Origin of the sequence: Sphingobium quisquiliarum P25, assembly GCF_000445065.1 — a bacterium.
Classification (GTDB): domain Bacteria; phylum Pseudomonadota; class Alphaproteobacteria; order Sphingomonadales; family Sphingomonadaceae; genus Sphingobium; species Sphingobium quisquiliarum.
The window spans coordinates 1-17979 of sequence record NZ_ATHO01000170.1 but is presented as its reverse complement, the minus strand read 5'-3'; the positions used below and the strand labels follow the sequence as shown (position 1 = coordinate 17979).

Annotated in this window: 14 protein-coding genes; 7 read left to right on the top strand and 7 right to left on the bottom strand. The window is 61.2% G+C overall.

The features are described 5' to 3' along the window. Positions 1-175: 175 nt before the first annotated feature. Positions 176-1633, bottom strand: a complete 1458-nt coding sequence (locus tag L288_RS41175; protein WP_031304974.1) for an amidohydrolase — start codon at positions 1631-1633, stop codon at positions 176-178. After that, complete coding sequence (locus L288_RS41170) at positions 1633-3816, bottom strand: TonB-dependent receptor (RefSeq protein WP_021240032.1); 2184 nt, start codon at positions 3814-3816, stop codon at positions 1633-1635. Before L288_RS41170 ends, L288_RS41175 begins: the two co-directional genes overlap by 1 nt. A gap of 341 nt (positions 3817-4157) precedes the next feature. Between L288_RS41170 and L288_RS41165 the strand changes: the two genes are divergently transcribed. The 7 genes from L288_RS41165 to L288_RS41135 all read left to right on the top strand — a co-directional run bounded on the left by L288_RS41165 (position 4158) and on the right by L288_RS41135 (position 13679). Then, positions 4158-5372, top strand: coding sequence for an LLM class flavin-dependent oxidoreductase (locus tag L288_RS41165; RefSeq protein WP_021240031.1), 1215 nt, complete (start codon positions 4158-4160; stop codon positions 5370-5372). Positions 5373-5394: 22 nt separating this feature from the next. Continuing rightward, positions 5395-6660: an acyl-CoA dehydrogenase family protein gene (locus L288_RS41160; protein WP_021240030.1), complete on the top strand. Its 1266-nt coding sequence runs from the start codon at positions 5395-5397 to the stop codon at positions 6658-6660. A gap of 6 nt (positions 6661-6666) precedes the next feature. Beyond that, complete coding sequence (locus L288_RS41155; protein WP_021240029.1) at positions 6667-8199, top strand: ABC transporter substrate-binding protein; 1533 nt, start codon at positions 6667-6669, stop codon at positions 8197-8199. Between the two features lie 65 nt (positions 8200-8264). After that, a complete protein-coding gene (locus L288_RS41150; protein WP_236613085.1) occupies positions 8265-10007 on the top strand; it encodes an ABC transporter substrate-binding protein in 1743 nt (580 codons plus the stop codon). Then, a complete protein-coding gene (locus tag L288_RS41145) occupies positions 10007-11089 on the top strand; it encodes an ABC transporter permease (RefSeq protein ID WP_021240027.1) in 1083 nt (360 codons plus the stop codon). The genes L288_RS41150 and L288_RS41145 overlap by 1 nt, the downstream gene beginning before the upstream one ends. After that, complete coding sequence (locus L288_RS41140; protein ID WP_021240026.1) at positions 11086-11898, top strand: ABC transporter permease; 813 nt, start codon at positions 11086-11088, stop codon at positions 11896-11898. Before L288_RS41145 ends, L288_RS41140 begins: the two co-directional genes overlap by 4 nt. Positions 11899-11981: 83 nt before the next feature. Beyond that, the gene (locus L288_RS41135) at positions 11982-13679 is read left to right on the top strand and encodes a dipeptide ABC transporter ATP-binding protein (protein ID WP_236613084.1); all 1698 of its coding nucleotides are present in this window, start codon (positions 11982-11984) and stop codon (positions 13677-13679) included. 136 nt (positions 13680-13815) lie between these two features. Here L288_RS41135 and L288_RS41130 read toward each other — a convergent pair whose 3' ends face one another. From L288_RS41130 to L288_RS41105, 5 genes are all read right to left on the bottom strand, one after another. Next, positions 13816-14220: a hypothetical protein gene (locus L288_RS41130; RefSeq protein ID WP_021240024.1), complete on the bottom strand. Its 405-nt coding sequence runs from the start codon at positions 14218-14220 to the stop codon at positions 13816-13818. 356 nt (positions 14221-14576) lie between these two features. Next, a complete protein-coding gene (locus L288_RS41125) occupies positions 14577-14834 on the bottom strand; it encodes a hypothetical protein (RefSeq protein ID WP_021240023.1) in 258 nt (85 codons plus the stop codon). An 827-nt stretch (positions 14835-15661) separates the two neighbouring features. Then, on the bottom strand, positions 15662-16258 hold the full coding sequence (locus L288_RS41120) for a hypothetical protein (protein ID WP_161625685.1): 597 nt from the start codon (positions 16256-16258) through the stop codon (positions 15662-15664). Between the two features lie 99 nt (positions 16259-16357). Further along, positions 16358-16822 carry an HPP family protein gene (locus L288_RS41110; protein ID WP_020817765.1) on the bottom strand — a complete coding sequence of 155 codons (465 nt, stop codon included), beginning with the start codon at positions 16820-16822 and terminating at the stop codon, positions 16358-16360. Positions 16823-17043: 221 nt separating this feature from the next. Continuing rightward, positions 17044-17979 (bottom strand): IS1380-like element IS1247 family transposase (locus tag L288_RS41105; protein WP_021238855.1); only part of this gene is annotated, 936 nt, incomplete at its 5' end.

The window sequence follows — 17979 nt, the reverse complement described above, 5'->3', positions numbered from 1 at the left end:
GTTATCGTGCCAAGCCGCAGGCCAAACGTGCGCAGCTAAATAATATACTGATTTTAAACAGCTTTAACTTTACCCTAGGTTCGGCACCCGTCCGGCTTGGCCATAATAAACAGCGCTAGGCTGCGCATAAATCACAGATGATGGTGAAATATGCGCGGCATGCTCGAAGATCCGATCATTTGCGCGTGTAATCAAGAGCCGGCTTTTGATCGCCGACCATGGCGCGATAGTGATAATTCGGTCCCCTCGCCTTGTCGAACTCTGCCTTGGCTGCGGCGATCTCTTCCGGACTTCGAAACAGTTCTGCGCCGGTCAGCGCCAATGTCTCGGCCGCGAGCAGCGCACCTTTCACACCGATCGACGTTCCGCTGGCTGATGCCGCTTGCCAACTGTGCGGCGGCGTCCCGGGCACCCAGGTCGCGGTCGAAATCTGTAACGTGGGCGTTACCCAGCTTACGTCCCCGACATCGCTGGAGGCAGGAGTGCGGCTCCCCTCCACGAAATCGGCCACCGTTTCCGGCCCGCCGCTTTCCCGGCCGCCCTGCGGAAGGCTCGCCGTGATTTTCTGCGCATAGGCTGTTTCCTGCGCGGAATAGCTGAAGCCGCCGGTCTGGCGCAGATAACGGTCGGCGATCTTGCCGAGCGTATAATTGGGCAAGGTCCCGTAGGAGCCGCCGATCAGTTCGACCGATACCTTGGTGCCCGTCGCCAGCGCCGCGCCCTGGGCGGCATTCTTGATCCTGTCCCATATGTCGAGTGTAACCGCCGGATCATAATGGCGGGCGTAGTAGAAGCTTTCGGCATTGGCCGGAACGATGTTGGGCTGATCTCCGCCGTTGGTGATCGTGTAATGAATGCGCGCTTCCTGCGGCACATGTTCGCGCAGATAGTTGACTGCAACGTTCATGACTTCCACGCCGTCCAGGGCCGACCGGCCACGTTCGGGTGCTGCTGCTGCGTGGGATGGCACGCCCGTGAAGTGGAATTTGCCGTTGATGACCGAGAGCATTTGCCCCTGCGAAGCGCTATTCCGGTCGCTGGGATGCCAGGATAGCGCGACGTCCACATCCCTGAACAAGCCGTCGCGCGCCAGGAAAGCCTTGGCAAAACCTCCTTCTTCCGCCGGCGTGCCGTAGAGCCTGACGGTTCCTGGCGTCCCTGACTTGGCCAGCCATTCCTTGAGCGCGATCGCGGCGCTGACTGACGCCGCGCCCAGCAGATTATGCCCGCACGCATGTCCTGCGGCGGAGCCTGGCACGGCTTGCTGTTCAGGAACGGCCGCCTGGGACAGTCCGGGCAGCGCGTCATATTCGGCAAGCAGTGCGATCACCGGCCCGCCTGATCCGGCCGTGGCAATGAAAGCGGTCGGCATGCCGTCGACGCCCTTGTCGATGCGAAAGCCAGCGGCCTTCAGATCGGCCTGGAGCCGGGCTGAACTCTTTTCCTCACGAAAGCCCACTTCCGCCAGTTTCCACACATCATTCGCCAAAGCCGTAAGGGCAGGGGCTTGGCGATCGACCGATGCCCGAAGGGCGGAGGCCTCCACATCGGTGAGCGGTTGCGCCGACGCGGGCTGAGTAGCCGCCAGCGCCAACAGGCCGGACAGGAGAGTAGTAGTCGATGGAATGCGCATCAGTAGTTCCCCGTCAGGTTGATGCCGATGGTTCTGGGCGGAACAGTCGTGATCGCTTCGATGCTGCCGCCCAGCACATTGCCTGATGAGGTTCGCGCTACCTTGTTGAACAAGTTGTTGGCGAACAGGTAAGCGCCCCAACGATCCGACCGCACGCCGATGCGCGCGTTCACCAGTTGGTAGTCGCCGATGCGCCGGTAGTTGGTCGGCCGCGCAGGGTTGGGCCGGAAATCGGAATAGGATTTGCCGACATGGCTGAAGTCTGCGCGCAACAGGCCCTTGAGCGGCCCCGCCACACTCCATTCATATTGCCCAGAAACGGTAAAGCTGCCTTCGGGGATATTGGGAATGCGGTCTCCGGCCCGACCGGTCGTAGCGCTGGGCACTGTGCCAGCGGTCAACATATCCTCGGTCAATTTGGCGGATAGCAAATTGAGATTGGCGGATAGGTTGAATCCTTGGGCGGGGTTGAGCACGATTTCCGCCTCCGCGCCCTTGATGCGCGCGGCACCGGCATTGCCGAGGTAAAGGAAGCTGCCGCTATCCAGATTGACCTGAAGGTTGGTCCAGTCTGTGCGGTAACCGGTCAGGTTCAGCAGGAGACGACCATCGGCCAGGCTCAGCTTCACGCCGCCTTCATAGGTCCACAGCTTGTCGGGCAGGTAAGGCAGCGCAGCGGCAAGGCCCAGCACCTGATTGACGCCACCAGGGCGATAGCCTGATGCCGCCTGACCATAGACCAACAGGTTGTCGTTCACCTTGAAGCTGACGTTCCCCTTGTAGAGCCACCCGTTATTGCTGCTGCGAAACTCCCGATATGGCGAAACCGGTGTGCGCAACAAGGGGAAGCCGATGCTGGTGTCGCCCGTGACCAGCTTGTCGTAATCATAATAGCGAAGCCCCCCGGTAAAGGTGAGGCGGTCAAAAACTGTGTATGACAATTCGCCGAACACCGCCTTCTGCTTGAGCCGGTCACCCACATTGCGCCGCAGGAGGACGGTCGGCGTGGCAAAATCCTTGCCCGTCGCCGGATCGACCTGATGTCCTTCTGATAGCACCTTGGCCTTGCGATCTTCATAGAAGCCGCCGATGGTCCACTGGAGCGGGTCATTGCCTGACGACTGGAGGCGGACTTCGTTGGTCCAATCCTTCACGTCCTGCGGCTGATAATATAGGCCCGGAGTAAATCGCGCGCCGCCTAGTGACTGCCAGAGATAGGTGGGATCGCGCGTCACTAGCAGGTCGCGATCCTGATAGGATGTGGTGGCCGTCAGGGTAGCGAAACCCACCTCACCTCTGGCGGTCAGGCTGTAGATCCGGTTGCGATCGCGCAGCGGCAACACCGTCCGGTTCGCGGACTGCCACTTGCCGACGGATGGCGACCAGATGCTGGGACTGCTCTTCATATCCTGGTAGGAAGCGGAGGCATCGATGGTCAGATCGTCGATGGGCTTGAAGCGCAGGAGGATGCGGCCACCGTCAGTATCTTCCTTGTTGATGCCCTTCAGGTTGAGGTGCGGATTGTCGATCCAGCCCGGATCGAAACGGCGGAAGCCCACGATCCTGACGCCCAGCCGATCCCTGACGATCGGCAGGTTGATCGCGGCATTGAGCTGATAGCCTTCACCACCATGGCTCGTCGTGGTCCCGGAAATGTCGAATACGCCGCCGAACCGTTCAAGGTCGGGCTTTTTTAGGATGATGCGCAAAGCGCCGCCCATGGCTCCGGCGCCATAGAGCGTGCCCTGCGGGCCTCGCAGCACTTCCACACGTTCCACGTCGAACAGCTTCACGTCGCTCTGCGACCCGCCTGGATCACTCGTCGTCCCAGGCGGCCCGGCCACAGGGGTTTCATCATAATAGATGCCCACCTGCGCATCGCCCGCGCTGCGGATGCCGCGCAGGGATATGCGGCGCTGGCCGGGTCCCGCGTCGGTAACTACCGATCCGGGCGTTGTCCGCTGCAGATCATTGATATTGTCGATATTGGCGGAGCGGAGTTCGTCCCCGCCTATCGCGGTGATGGCGGCAGCCGTGTCCTGAAGCCGCGTTTCTCGCTTGAGCGCGGTCACGACGATGGCTTCCCCCGTCGCGCCGGCGTCCACCTCTGCCGCCTGCGCCGCCACCGGGATGATGAGTGCCGCCGTGTTCAGGCACGCCCTCACCAACAATTTTTTATCCATGATGATTATCGCTCCGAAAAGTCTGTCGGATCCTGCCCTCTCATCGGCAGTGTCTCCCGCCTTAGAATTATTCACGCATGAACTGTGCCATATCGGTGTTTTGACGCAGGGCCTGCGTGTCTCCGCAACGGTTGTGGGTAGAGCGCGGTAAAAGGAGGATGCCGAAGCATTCGGACTGTCGAATAATCCGCAGCCGAAACAAGCGAGCTTGCGCAATTATGCACATCCTCGGCTTGCGTACGTCCGGACTAGCCTGGTTATCTCAGAATTTCAGACGATTTTCCGATTTGGCATGATTACTGCTGGAAGATTGCCATTCCGATCAGGACAGGGATCATCTCATGACCATCGAGTTTTTCGCCCGCCTTCCGCTGCATGGTGAAACGCAATTCATACCGGGTGACAATCGCAACCGTGGCGACTGGAACCGTTCTCCTGCCGAAAGTACCGGAGCGGTTTCCAATTTTGCGATAGATGATGATTTTACCTATATCGACTATCTGTCGCAGGTCGCCCGCGCGGCGGAGATCAATCGCTTTTCCGGCGCGCTGCTGGTCAATAGCCCTTTCGGCGACGAGCCGTGGATTATTTCCAGTGTGCTGGCGCGTGAAACCAAGAAGCTGCGCTACGTCAACGCGTTCCACCCTGGCCATTTCAGCCCTTGGCAGGCGGCGCAGATGGCCGCATCCTTCCAGCGTTCGACGGGCGGCCGCCTGGTTTGGAACATCATACAGGGCGGTAGTGACGCCATCCAGCGCGCCATCGGCGAAAACCTGCCGCATGATGAGCGCTATGAGCGGGCGATAGAGTTTCTGGATATGGTGAAGGGGTTCTGGGAAACCGAGAGCTTCCATTACGACGGCAAATATTATCAGGCGCATGGCGGCGCTTTGCGTGGACCACAGCGCAAGGCGCCCATCCCGCTGATCTGCTCGGCAGGCACATCAGAAGGCGCTCGGCAGCTCGCGGCGAAACATGCCGATTACTATCTCATGCTCGCCGAGGATCCGGCGATTGTCGCTGCCAACATCGCGGATATTCGCGAGCGGGCCAAAGCCTATGGCAGGGAAGAGCATATCCGCTTCGGTCTGTCCGTCGATGTCATCCTGCGCGAAACCGACGAACAGGCTTTCGGGGAAGCCAAGCGCTTTTTCCATGAGGGCGTGAAAGCGGGCACCGTGAAGCTCGCCGCCGATTTTTCCAAGATCGCGTCGGATACAAACCGTGCGCGCTACGAGCGCTATAACGGAAAGGAAGTGCGCGACTTCGATGATCTCTTTATCGCACCCAACCTGTGGGGTGGCTTCAGCTATATCGGCATTCCGCCCGGCTTCGCCTTTGTTGGCAGCTATGATTCAGTTGAGCGGAAGATCCGAGAGTTCGCCGATCTTGGCATTTCATGGTTCTTCATCAACGGATATCCGCATCTGGAAGAGATATACCGGCTGGGCGAGCACATCATTCCCCGCTTCCGCCAACGGCGTGAAACACCGGCCAATGACGAACAGCCCGCATTGCTGGTGAACGCGCCGATCCAGGCGCGCGGCAACAACTGATCATAGTCAGGATATCATCTTCATGAGCATCGAATTGGCCGAGCCGACTGCGCGAGAGGGCGGGCATCGGAATGCAAGGCCCCATGCTGTCGTGCTCGGCAGCGAGGCGCAGGCCGTAGCAGCGGCCCGCGCCGTTGCCGACGCCATCCGGCCGCTGGCGACAGATCGGTCGCGTGAATCCGCGCCCCCCGCCGAGCAGCTGGACATCCTGTTCCAAAGCGGCGTTCCAGCTATCGCCGTTCCCAAAGCACTGGGCGGGCTGGGGGCGTCCATCGAAACGATCGCGGATACCGTCCGCATCATTTCCCACGCCGACGGCGGCATCGGACAGATATTACAACTGCATAATGTAATGATCGCCGGGCTGTTCAACAGCGGAATGCCTGAAACGCGAGCCTATTTCGCCCCGCTGGTCCTGCGCGGCGACCGGTTCGCCAACGCGCTGGCCGAAGTCGGCGGCAAGAACAAGCTGACGTTCAAGACCACTCTCACCCCGCGACCGGAGGGCGGCCATGTCCTCAACGGACGCAAATTCTACGCGACCGGATCCTATCTGGCCGACTGGCTGATGGTGGGGTGCGCGGGCGAAAATGGCGCAGTCCGATCCGCCTATGTTCCGCGCAACGAGCCCGGCGTTACGGTAATCGATGATTGGCGCGCGTTCGGTCAGCGTAACACGATGAGCGGCACGGTCATTTTCGAAGATGTGATCGTGCCGGATGAATTCGCACCCGACCGGGGCAAGCCCGCGCGCACGGGGCTTACCCTGGCCCAGATCCTGCACGCGGCGATCGACACCGGCATAGCGCGCGGCGCGCTGGATGCGTCAATCGATTATCTGCAACACCATTCGCGCGCGTGGATCGAAAGCGGGCAGGACCGGATCGCCGATGAAGCGCATGTCATCAAGCAGATCGGCGAATTGGCGAGCGCGGCGTGGCTGGCCGAAGTCGCTTTGCGTCATGCGTCCCAGGTCTTTGACCGCCAGATAGCCGACCCACAGAATGAGGAATTGACGACCGAAGCCATCCTGGCCGTCGCCAACGCCCGCGTCCAGTCCGATCACGCGTCCCTGCGCATCGGCACGCATTTGTTCGATCTGCTGGGCGCAAGCGCCGTGCTCGACAAGTGGAACCTCGACCGCTTCTGGCGCAACGCGCGCGCGCACACGACACATGACCCGATCCGCTGGAGGCTCCATGCTATCGGCGATCACGCGCTGAACGGCGCAACGCCTGTAGATTTCCCGCTTTCGCCGGAAAACCGCGTCCGCTTTCTTGCAGGATAACTGATAATGGATTTGACCCGCAGGACATTGATAGGCAGCGGCGCCGCTCTTGGCGGAGCCGCCTTGCTGGCGGCGTGCGGCGGTGCCCGCGAAGGCGGCGAAAGCCAAGCGAGCAGCACGCCCCGGCATGGAGGTCGGCTGCGGCTCGGCATCCTGGATGGCGAGCGGTCCGGTAATCTGGACGCGCACAAGCCCGTGGGCATCGGCAGCATCATCCGCGGCTTCGCCATGTATGCAAAGCCATGGGAGTGGAGTTCCCGGATGACGCCGGACCTTGCACTTGCGGAGTTGTCCGAGGTCGCGCCCGACGCGAGCTACTGGACGATCCGGCTCCGCAAAGGCCTGGAGTTCCACAATGGCAAGACGATTACGGCCGACGACCTTGCTTTTTCCATCCTGCGCCTGACCGATCCGGCGCTCGCGTCGCCCTATGGCGCGCTCGTCCATCCGGTCGATCGAAGCCGGGTCGATAAGCTGGACGATCGCACCGTCCGCATCCATTTCAGGGAAGGGCGCGGGTTCGTGGCCCTGCCGGATACCTGGACCAACTTCGGCGGCGTCGTTCCCACCGACTATCATCCAGTGACCAACCCGATCGGCGCGGGACCCTATAAGATCAAGGAGTTCCTCCCCGGCCAACGAGCATTGTTCACCCGCTTTGAAAATTACTTCAAGGCCGGGAAACCCTATGCGGGCGAACTGGAGATCATTGAATTCAAGGATCCCACCACCCGGATTGCGGCCCTGCTTGCCGGACAGATCGACATGGCGAATGCGCTGTTGCCGGAACAGGCAGGTCTGCTCGGGCAAAGTGCCCGCCTGCTCGTGTCGAAGACCAATACATGGCAGTCCTTCGACATGAACATGCGGCATCCGCTGTTCCAAGATCCGCGCGTGCGCCAAGCCTTCCGGCTGATAGCTGATCGGGAGGATCTGGTACGCCGGGCGTTGCAAGGGCAAGGCAGGATCGGGAACGACCTGTATTCGCCGCAAGACCCAAGCTTCGACCATGGAATCCGACAACGAGTGACGGATATCGATCAGGCGCGGTCGCTGCTCCGGCAGGCAGGCCAGTTCAATCCGTCGGTCGAACTAGTGGCTAGCCCGGCCGGCGCGACGTCGGCCCTCGTATTCGCCGAGCAAGCGAAGAAAGCGGGCGTCGATATCCGCGTGAAGAAAGTCGATCTCGCGACCTTCAACAGTCCGGAATGGAAAGATTGGGCCATCAGCACCGGCGGCACGCTAGGCCTGTCATGGCTCCCCACCGGGCTGCATATCGATGCCCCGACCGCTGTCGCCAACCATACGTTTTTCAAGGATGCGCGGTTCGACCGGCTGTTCACCGCGGCGCTGGCGGAACCCGACCTGTCGAAGCGGACCGAACTGGTCCATGCGGCGCAGCGCATCCAGCATGAAAGCGGCGGGCTGCTGATCTGGGGTTTCACCAACATATTGGACGGCATCTCGCCCCGTGTCGGCGGGATCGAGGCTGAGGAATCGCATTTCCCCACTTGGCGCTTCGATAAGTTGTGGGTCTGAACCGCGATTTTGCGGCCGTTCTACAAAGCGCCTTTGATGATGCTGCGCAATGATCAGCGTTGCTGGTGGCGGTGATGATTATTCACCAGGGACAACCGACATATCCGGCACAGGAAATGGGCCGAGTCTCCAGATGCCGAGAAAAACGTCGCGATAATAGCACAGCCCTCACATGGCACGGCTTTTGCTCAAGATATCGAGCCGACTTGCCCAAGGACCCTCATGACCCCCTTTGTACGTCAAGACATGCAAAAGAGAGCAGCATGATAAGCCGCCGTGATCTCATAGGCCGAGGCAGTCTGCTTGCGGGTAGCAGCCTTCTGCTGCTGAGCGGTTGCAATTCCGCGAAGACGGAGGACGGGCCGCTCGTCGGCACGCCTAAGCGCGGCGGTCGCATCCGCGTCGGCACTGTCGATCCCAGCGCGGCCGGAAATCTAGACGCGCATAAGCCGACCGGCGCAGGCATCATTCGCGGCTGGGCGCTCTATTCGAAATTATGGGAGTGGACACCGGACGTGACGCCGCGTCTCGCTCTGGCAGAAGAGGCCGAAATCGCGCCGGACGGGCGAAGCTGGGTCATCCGCCTGAAGAAGGGCCTGGAATTCCATCATGGCAAAACGATCGGCGCTGACGATGTCATTTTTTCCATTCGCCGCCTGACTGATCCGAATCTCGCTTCTCCATTTGCTGCCCTCCTTGCGCCGATCGACCGGGATCACATCGATCGGCTCGACGACCGAACCATCCGCCTGCATGCGCGCGCAGATCAGGGGCTGGTGCCGCTGTCAGAAACCTGGATCAGCTTCGGCGGGATCGTCCCGACCGACTATCACCCCGTCACCAATCCCGTGGGCGCGGGGCCATTTCGGCTGAAGGAGTTCTCCCCGGGCCAGCGGTCCGTCTACACGCGCTTCGAAAATTACTTCAAACCAGGCCAACCCTATGTTGATGAACTGGAAATCATAGAGTTCAAGGACCAGCAGGCGCGCACCGTCGCCCTGCTGTCAGGTCAGATCGACGTGGCGGACATCGTGCCGGCGGAACAGGCCCGGCTGCTGAGCGGCAGTTCGCTTGTCGATATCGTGGAATCGCCGACGAACGGCGTCCAGTCATTCGACATGAACCTGAAGCATCCCATTTTCGCGGACGAGCGGGTGCGGCAGGCGTTTCGGCTTTTTGCCGATCGCGGCGATCTGGTTCAGCGCGCGCTTCAGGGCAAGGGGCGCATTGCCAACGACCTTTATGCCCCGCACGACCCGACATATGACCTAGCGATACCGCAACGGGTCCGCGACGTGGCGCAAGCCCGGTCGCTGCTGAAACAGGCAGGTAAGTCCGATCTGGCCGTGGAGTTGGTCGCGTCTCCGGCAGGCGCGAGCGCCGCTCTTGTCTTTGCCGAACAGGCGAAAGACGCAGGCATCAACATCCGCGTCAAGAAAGTGGACGAAGCGACCTTCTATTCACCCGAGGCCCGGACATGGGCAATTTCCACAGGCTCCATTCCTGCGCGCGGCTTTTTGGCGAGCGGCCTTCACGCCGATGCGCCAACCGCCGTGTCCAACCGCACGAATTTTCATGATCCCCGCTTCGGCGCATTGTTCAATGCGGCTCTGGCCCAGCCGGACATCGAAAAGCGTAAACTGCTGGTCCATGAAGCCCAGAAGATACAGCATCAGCGTGGCGGGCTGTTAATCTGGGGTTTCGCCCATGTACAGAACGCCGCATCGAAACAGATTGGCGGGCTGGGATCCGAACGGACCCAGTTCGCGGCATGGCGCTTCGACGAACTGTGGCGGAGGGACACCTAATGACAAGGCTGTCCGCAGTTGCCGACGCGCTCCCGACCGGTGACGCTGCTCCCGCATGGCATTTCACACTGCCCGGTTGGCTGATCTGGACCGGAGGACGGCTGCTATCCGGCCTGACAGCGATATTGTTCATTAGCGCAGTAGTGTTTGGCGCGACCCAGATATTGCCGTCCGACCCCGCGCGGGTGATCCTTGGCCCGGACGCCCCCCAGGCCAGTATCGATACGATGCGCCACCAACTCGGCCTCGACCGTCCGGTCGCGGAGCAATATGGCGTTTGGATAGCCAAGTCGCTCAAGGGCGATCTGGGCCGATCACTGGATTCGGACGTGCCGGTCTCCCAAATCGTTAGTGGACGGCTGGCTAACTCCCTGACGCTGATGCTGATCGTGCTGCTGGTGTCGGTTCCCCTGTCCTTTTGGGCAGGCATAGCCTTGGCCCTGCGGCGCGACCGCTGGATCGACCGCACCGCCATGTCCGGCCTTATCTTCCTGAAGGCGGTTCCGAACTTCATAGTCGGTATCGGGCTGATTTTCCTGCTCGCGACCAGTGTTTTCCGCATCCTGCCAGCGGTGTCGCTGCTGGAACCAGGCCTGCCAGCCATTGCCCAGCCGCGCTATCTGGTACTGCCGGTGCTGACGCTGATCCTGATGTCATTTCCCTTCTTGCTGCGGTTGGTCCGCGCCGCTGCCATCGAAACATTGGAAGCCGAATATGTCGCCGCCGCGCGGCTGAGGGGCGTGCCCGAAAAGCGCATCATCTGGCGGCACGTGATCCCCAACGCCCTAGTTCCAGCGGTGCAGGGCATTGCGCTGATGGCGCGGATATTACTGGGCGGGGTGCTGATCGTGGAGGTGGTATTCAGCTTTCCCGGGATCGGGACCGCAATGAACGCGGCTATCGAGATGCGCGACCTGCCGGTTGTCCAGGCGATCGCCCTCATACTTGCCTTGGCCGTGATACTCATCAACCTGGCGGCGGATATCGCCACGGTGCTGCTTTCGCCCCGGCTGCGCACCGCGCGTAAGCCGCGCATACGGCCCGGCACTCGTGCTCGCATTCGCCAGAGTGCGGGCCTATGAGCGGATCGCGCCAGCTAAGGACAGGCATCGCCTTCATCCTTGCGGTCATGCTGCTGGCCCTGGCAGGTCCGGCCCTTGCCCCGCACGCGCCCGATGCGCTGGTAGGTCCGACCTACGGCGCACCATCATCCGGAGCGCCGCTAGGCTATGACTATCTGGGCAGGGATGTCTGGTCTCGCGTGCTTGCGGGTGGGCAATCGATCATCTGGATGAGCTTTAGCGCTTCGTTGTTGGCGCTGACGATAGGCGCGCTGCTGGGCATGGCAGCGGCTTATGCCCGCGGTCGGGTGGATCAGGTGATCGTCTGGATCACCGACGTGCTGATGGCCTTCCCTGATCTCATCCTGGTCCTGCTGGTCGTATCCATGCTGGGCCGCGAGCCATGGCTGATCGTGCTGACAGTATCCGTAGCGTTCATTCCCGCTGTCGCCCGTCTTGCGCGCGGCGTGACGATGGGCATCGTCCAGCAGGAATATGTCGAGGCCGCGTGGATGATGGGCTATCCATGGCATCGCATCCTGCTGCGCGAGCTGTTGCCCAATCTCGCGACGCCCTTGCTGGTGCAGCTGGGGATCATGCTGACCTGGGCGATTGCGATGCTGTCTGGCCTCAGTTTTCTGGGTTATGGCGTTGCACCGCCCGCCGCCGACTGGGGCCTGATGATCAACGAAAACCGGGCAGGACTGTTGGTCCAGCCTTGGGCGGTGCTGGCGCCCGTCCTGTTGATCGCGCTGTTTGCCATCGGCACCAATCTGGCGGCCGAAGGCTACGGCCGGAGCAAGGCCCGCATCGATGAGAAGCAGGGATGAATATCGTCACTTTCCCTTCCTCGGCAACGGCCCTGTTGGAGGTCCGTGATCTTCATGTCCATCTTGCCGACGGCACGCCGATCGTGTCCGGCATCAGCCTATCTGTCGCGCCGGGCCAGATCCTGGGTCTCGTGGGGGAATCCGGTTCTGGCAAGAGCACGATAGGATCGGCTCTGCTGGGCCACGTCCGGCCCGGCGCCAGGATTGTCAACGGATCGATCTTGGTCGAGGGTGTGGATGTTCTGAGCCTTTCCGGCAAGGCTCTGCAGCAGGCGCGCGGGAAGCTGATCGCGCATGTGCCTCAAGATCCCGCGGCAACGCTCAATCCCATGATGCGCATCGGCGGGCATCTGCATGAATTGCTGGAGGTGCACGAACCGACACTGAGCAAAGCGGAACGCGGCGAACGGATCGCCGCCGTTCTGTCGGACGTAGGGCTCTCGGCAAGCAATGAATTTCTCCACAGGTTTCCGCATCAGCTTTCGGGGGGGCAGCAGCAACGCATATTGCTGGCGCTCGCATTCCTTCTAAAGCCTCGGCTGATCGTCCTCGACGAGCCCACGACCGCGCTCGATGTGTCCACGCAGGCGCAGGTGATCCAGACCATAGCCTCCCTGTGCAAGATGCGTCAGGTGGCGGCGGTCTACGTCTCCCATGATCTTGATATCGTTCGGCACCTGGCTGACACCGTCACCGTCCTTTACGCGGGACAGATCGTGGAATCGGCCAGCCGCGACACACTCTTCGCGGCTCCCGCCCATCCCTACAGCAGGGGATTGCTGGCTGCCGCGCCGGACATATTCACCCGCCACCAACTGGCCCCCATCCCGGGGCAGGCGCCCGCGCCCGCAGACCGGCCAATGGGTTGCAGCTTCGGTCCGCGGTGCGCCAGCGCTACGCCCGCCTGTGCTGCCGCACCCCCGCCCGCTAAAGATGTTGCGCCGCTTCATCGCGTCGCCTGCTTCCATCCGTCCAGTGGACCGCTTGTCCGGCCGGAGGCGCAGGTCCGTTCCGGCTTGTCAGCCTCTCCCATCCTCCTTGAGGTTAACGATCTTTCAGCCAGCTATGGCGATGCCCCTATCTTCACCGGCCTTCGCCTGGCGCTACCGTCGGGAAGATGTAGCGCTCTTGTGGGGGAATCGGGATCCGGCAAAACCACACTGGCCCGCGCGCTGGCGGGTCTGGGTCAGCATGTGGAAGGTAGCATGCGGTTCGATGGCGGCCCGCTGCCGATCGACAACTGGCAACGCAGCATGGAACAGCGGCGGCGTATCCAGTATATCTTCCAGAACCCCTATCGTGCGCTCAACCCCCGCCGCACGATCGGCCAAACACTGACGGCCGTGATCAGACATTTTTTCGGGCTAGGCCCGAAAGACGCCGAGCGCAGAGCGGCAGCAGTGTTGCAAAGAGTGGCATTGCCGTCCGGTCATTTACACCGCTACCCGCGGGACCTGTCGGGAGGAGAGCGCCAGCGCGTCGCAATCGCCCGCGCCTTGGCCTGCGAGCCTGATGTGCTGATCTGCGACGAGATTACCTCCGCGCTTGACGTGTCGGTGCAGGCCGCCATCCTTGATCTGCTGCGATCCCTACAAGGCGACGGGCTGACCGTCCTGTTCGTGACCCATGACCTCGCGGTGGTCCGGGCGATTGCAGACAACGTCCTGGTGCTGCGGCACGGGCGGATCATCGAACAGGGCGAAGTTGATGATGTGCTGGACGCTCCCAAGGAGAATTATACGCGCCAGCTGATGGCAAGCTCCCGACATGATGCTGCGTGAAGCAATCCAATTTAGTTCTTGTGGTAAACAGTTTACAGCCTTGTTTCACGGCCTCCATAAGTGGATGCCTGCACCTCGTCAAAATCTAGTCCATAGATGCGTCGACGTGGCACTTGCCAGTCTCATAGGTTCTCGCTCAACAGGACTGATCGCCATGCGGCACCTCCTTGACAAGGAAGTCGAGAAAGGCGCGCGCGGTACGCGATAAGCCGCGTCGCGACAGATAAGCGGCATGAATGTTGTTGACGCGTCCGGCCGTCTTGGAATTTGGCTTGTCAGTAGGTGCGGCCGCAAGGCCGTTGAGCGCTTCGCCAAGCGAGGAACCCTGGATGCCTAGTGCGGTCTCGCGCAGCAGGGCGAGGACCGCGTCCTCGCCGAAATACTTGTCGAGCGCACCGACGGCGGAGAGAACCTCCGCAGCGGACAGGCCCTCGGCCTCCTTCACTGGCGCCTTGGCGGGTGCCGGCTCCGTGCAGTCGCGATCCACATTGCTGCTAGTCAGCTTGTCCCAGGCGTCCTTGAACGTCGCCGCGTCGAACACCTTCTCCGCGTCGCCCTCCGCCAGGATGTCGAGCGCTGCCTACACGGCGGCGGCATCCGAGCGGATATCGTCCTACGCTCCACCTCGCACCGGTAATAGGCGTCCAGGTCCTTCATTTGGGCAGCTACGGTCTTCACCAACACGCCTTGGGCCTCGATGAGCCGTGCGATCTCCTGTGCCTCGGGCAAAGCGTCTCCCATCATTCCGGTCGGCGAGCCGCTCGGATTGCCAAGCAGCGCGGATGCCGGTCCGGCTCGCGAACACGCAGCCTGGATCTGCTTCTCGTTTGTGACGATCTCATCGCAGACGTCGCTTGATCGCCTGCGCCGCTCCGGTGTCGCCTTGCTGCGTGAAGGTCACATCGCCGGTGCCGTCCGCCGCGCAATAGCTGCCCTTTCCACCCGCCCCTCGAAAACGGAGATCAAGGCGGCGCGGTTGCGCTGGAGGCCAGCCCGCTCGATCTTGAAGGAATCGAGTTGGTGCGCGACGCTGACGAAGTCGACGTAGGCTACCGGCTTCGGAAGCGTCCCCGCAACCTGCGCCCACTCGTCGTCGATCTGATCCCCGAGCTGCTTGAAGGAATCCTGGCCCCGGGCCTTGGCCGAGAGGATCAACGAATTGGTCTGATCGAGTGTCGATGAGAGCTTTGCGATTGCGTCAGCGTCCTATCCAAAGGCTGACGTTGCTGAATCAATGGCATGAACGATAGCTTTGGCGAGCATCAACGGTCCCGCTGAACAACCGACTGGGGCGCTTTGCTGCCAGATGGTTTCACGCCGACCAAGCGGTAGGTTTTGGCAGAAGCTGTCGTTGAAAGCGCGACCGGCGAACGACGCATCTTGGGTCGGCAGCTGCCGTGCTCGGTAACCAACCGGCGACGGCAGCTTTCCTTGGTCGGTTGCCCCGAAGCCGCCTATCCGCAACCGACATATCCTTCGCCGTGGAGTATTCCAGCAGAAGATCATCCCCTTCATGCCGCCGTAACGAGGTGGGGGCTCGAACTTAACGTCCAAGTACATCCAGCCTTTTCCACGGAATGTGCTATAGGGGGTTCCGGCCATCAAAAAGATCGATGATTCTGCTTATCAGATCAGTTGCTTGGCTAACCAAAAGTCAAGCTCTTCTGGGCATCCTTTCCGCGACATAGGTGGATAGCAGCTCTCAAAAACACTTCGTCCTAAAATAGTGGTGACTTAGCGCGAACAAACTTCGAACTAAAAATAAACGAATTTTTATGGTATTCTAATGGTATCACCGAACGTCCAATAAGATAATTGTATTTAATTCAACTTCTTATATCGCAATTCGACTCCGTCCCCGGCACCATTTTCTCCTTCGCGCATCATCGTTGGGCGACTGGGCATTTTGACTTTGGCGTGGCGCTGACTGGACCAATCGGACCGGACGTCAATTCGGATCTGTTTCGACCAGCCAAATGTTATTAGCGATCGTCGTCTATCATTCCGATGATTGGGAAAATATGCCTGATCTTGCTGCGGTGAATGGATGCTGTCACCTTGTCCCGATATTGGGTCAGGCTTATCAGATTGCGGTCCCGTGCGCTTAGCTTGCCTATGGTCCAAAGTGAGCGCCCGGTGTCATCGCGCAACTGCACCAGCACGTCGGTTTGGATCGAAGCGGGCTTGATGCGATCCAAGATTACTCTTTCACCCGCCTTAAAGCGCGGCTCCATCGCTTCGCCGGGAATATAGATGGCGAAATAGCGGTCTGCGTCGTTCCGGCCAAAGGGCGCGGCCATATAGGCGGCGGGGCGGGAAAGGTCACCTTCCCAGACTTCCAGTTCATTTGCTAAGGAAACGCCGTCCTCTTCGGGAAATAGAAGCGACGCAGCGTAGACGGGGATCAGTCTTTCACGCGGATGTGGGAGCATGACGGGCAAAAGAAGTATGTGACCGAGATCGTTGTCCGCCCCTATGTCGGTGACTTGATCGTATTGAACCGCCGCAGCATCGAACCCAAGGCCGACACCGCGCCGGAAGATTTCACCCCTGCCCCTAGCGCGGCCGACTACTTCCAAGGGGCAGCGGTTCCCGTCAACGAGCTGGAGGACGAAATTCCGTTCTAATCCCGATCCGCCGGCTCCTAGCCGAAATTCAGGCGATGCCCAATCCGGGGGTCATGCGGACGGGCGATCCCAGCGGCGCAGCGCCATGCCGATCAGCGTCACCGCACCGGCGCCCAGCATCAGCAGCGGCACCGCGACATGCGGGGGCACCGGATGCAGCGTGAAGACGAGCCCCGTCGCCGCCGCGGGCGGATGGACCGCACGGGCCGCCATCATCAGCAGCAGGCCGAGCGTGGCGGCGATGATCGCGACCAGCACCGAAGCGCCGAACATCCAGCCGGCCAGCGAACCGACGAACGCGGTCGCGGCATGCCCCGCCATGATCGGCCAGGGCCGCGCCGAGGGAGCCGAGGGGGTCGTGGCAATCAACGCGACCGAATTGACCAGCGGCATCCACATCGCAACGATCGCGAAATGATAAGCGAGCCCACCGAACAGCGCGAGGGTGGCGAGAAAGACCGAGCCTGCCAGCCCGATCCGCCGCCACGACATCGCATCGGTCGTCGCCCACTTCATCCTGCATTCCCCAAGTGGCGTGTCGTTTGAGGTGAAGATCGCCTGTATCCGAGCGCTAGACAAGGATTTTCTGCCGCAAGCGGCACCTGCGGTCGCGCAGACTGCTGGATCTGGACGGATCAGACCGCGAAGCCGCTGTTTCCTTGCCCAGGGGCGGCGTTTTTCAGCGCAGCGGACAGATCTGTCCAGCCGCTTTCGTTCAGTTTGAGCGTGGATCGCGATCATGCGCATAGCGGTGGCGCTCGCAATCGGCGGATAGCGGCGAGGATGGCGCGTACCATCGTGCCGGTGACAGCGACCTCGGCCAGCTGGAAGGTGATGGTGCGGGCGTGACGGACCACACGTGCCCCGATCTTGATCAGCTTCAGTTGCAGGCTGGTCAACGACCAGTCGGCCATGGCCTCGGGCAGCTCGATGCAGCGCAAGAAGGTGGCCAGGTTGTACGCCAGGGCGTGCAGTTGCAGCCGCACCTCATTGTCGCGGAACTTCCGGCACGACAGCCGCGTCCAGCGAAAGGCGTATTTGCCCTCTTTGATGTGCTGCTCGGCGGTGCCGCGCTGGTTGTAGAACCGCACCACCCAGTCCGGCTCCATCGGCAGGTTGGTGACGATGAAGCCGACACGCGGGAACAGTTCGCCCGGATGCCATTCGATCTTGGCGATCACCCGGCGTTCCTTGTCCCAGGACGCCGCCTGATACTCGAATTCCTCGAAGAACCGCTTGACCTTGGTCAGTGACGGCCGCCCGACAGGGCGCGTTAGCCGATGCGCGATCTTGTCCTTGAGGACCGCGTTTGCGGGCAGCCGGATGGCGTAGAAGAACCGCGCTTCTTCCAATCGCTCATAGATCGCCGGGATCGCGTAGGCAGCATCGGCCCGGAAGAACCTGCCACCAAGGTCGCGCTCCGCGTAGCGCGCAATGACGGGGTCGAGAACATCACGCCAGCCATCGGCGCTGTGGACGTTGCCATGGCGCAGGGCGCAGCGTTCCAGCATCCCGAACTGGTTGAACAGAAAGTTGGGGTGATAGCAGCTACAGTCGAAATGGCCATTCCAGGCGGACCCTTCCTGGTCGCCATGGGTCGGGCTGACCGAGCTGTCCATGTCCAGAACGATGTACTTCAGCCCGTTACGGTCATGGAACCGGTCGATCCATTG

Excerpts from the sequence above, each read along its gene's own strand:
- L288_RS41175 (WP_031304974.1), bottom strand. The coding sequence starts at position 1,633 with ATGCGCATTCCATCGACTACTACTCTCCTGTCCGGCCTGTTGGCGCTG.
- L288_RS41170 (WP_021240032.1), bottom strand. The coding sequence starts at position 3,816 with ATGGATAAAAAATTGTTGGTGAGGGCGTGCCTGAACACGGCGGCACTC.
- L288_RS41165 (WP_021240031.1), top strand. The coding sequence starts at position 4,158 with ATGACCATCGAGTTTTTCGCCCGCCTTCCGCTGCATGGTGAAACGCAA.
- L288_RS41160 (WP_021240030.1), top strand. The coding sequence starts at position 5,395 with ATGAGCATCGAATTGGCCGAGCCGACTGCGCGAGAGGGCGGGCATCGG.
- L288_RS41155 (WP_021240029.1), top strand. The coding sequence starts at position 6,667 with ATGGATTTGACCCGCAGGACATTGATAGGCAGCGGCGCCGCTCTTGGC.
- L288_RS41145 (WP_021240027.1), top strand. The coding sequence starts at position 10,007 with ATGACAAGGCTGTCCGCAGTTGCCGACGCGCTCCCGACCGGTGACGCT.
- L288_RS41140 (WP_021240026.1), top strand. The coding sequence starts at position 11,086 with ATGAGCGGATCGCGCCAGCTAAGGACAGGCATCGCCTTCATCCTTGCG.
- L288_RS41110 (WP_020817765.1), bottom strand. The coding sequence starts at position 16,822 with ATGAAGTGGGCGACGACCGATGCGATGTCGTGGCGGCGGATCGGGCTG.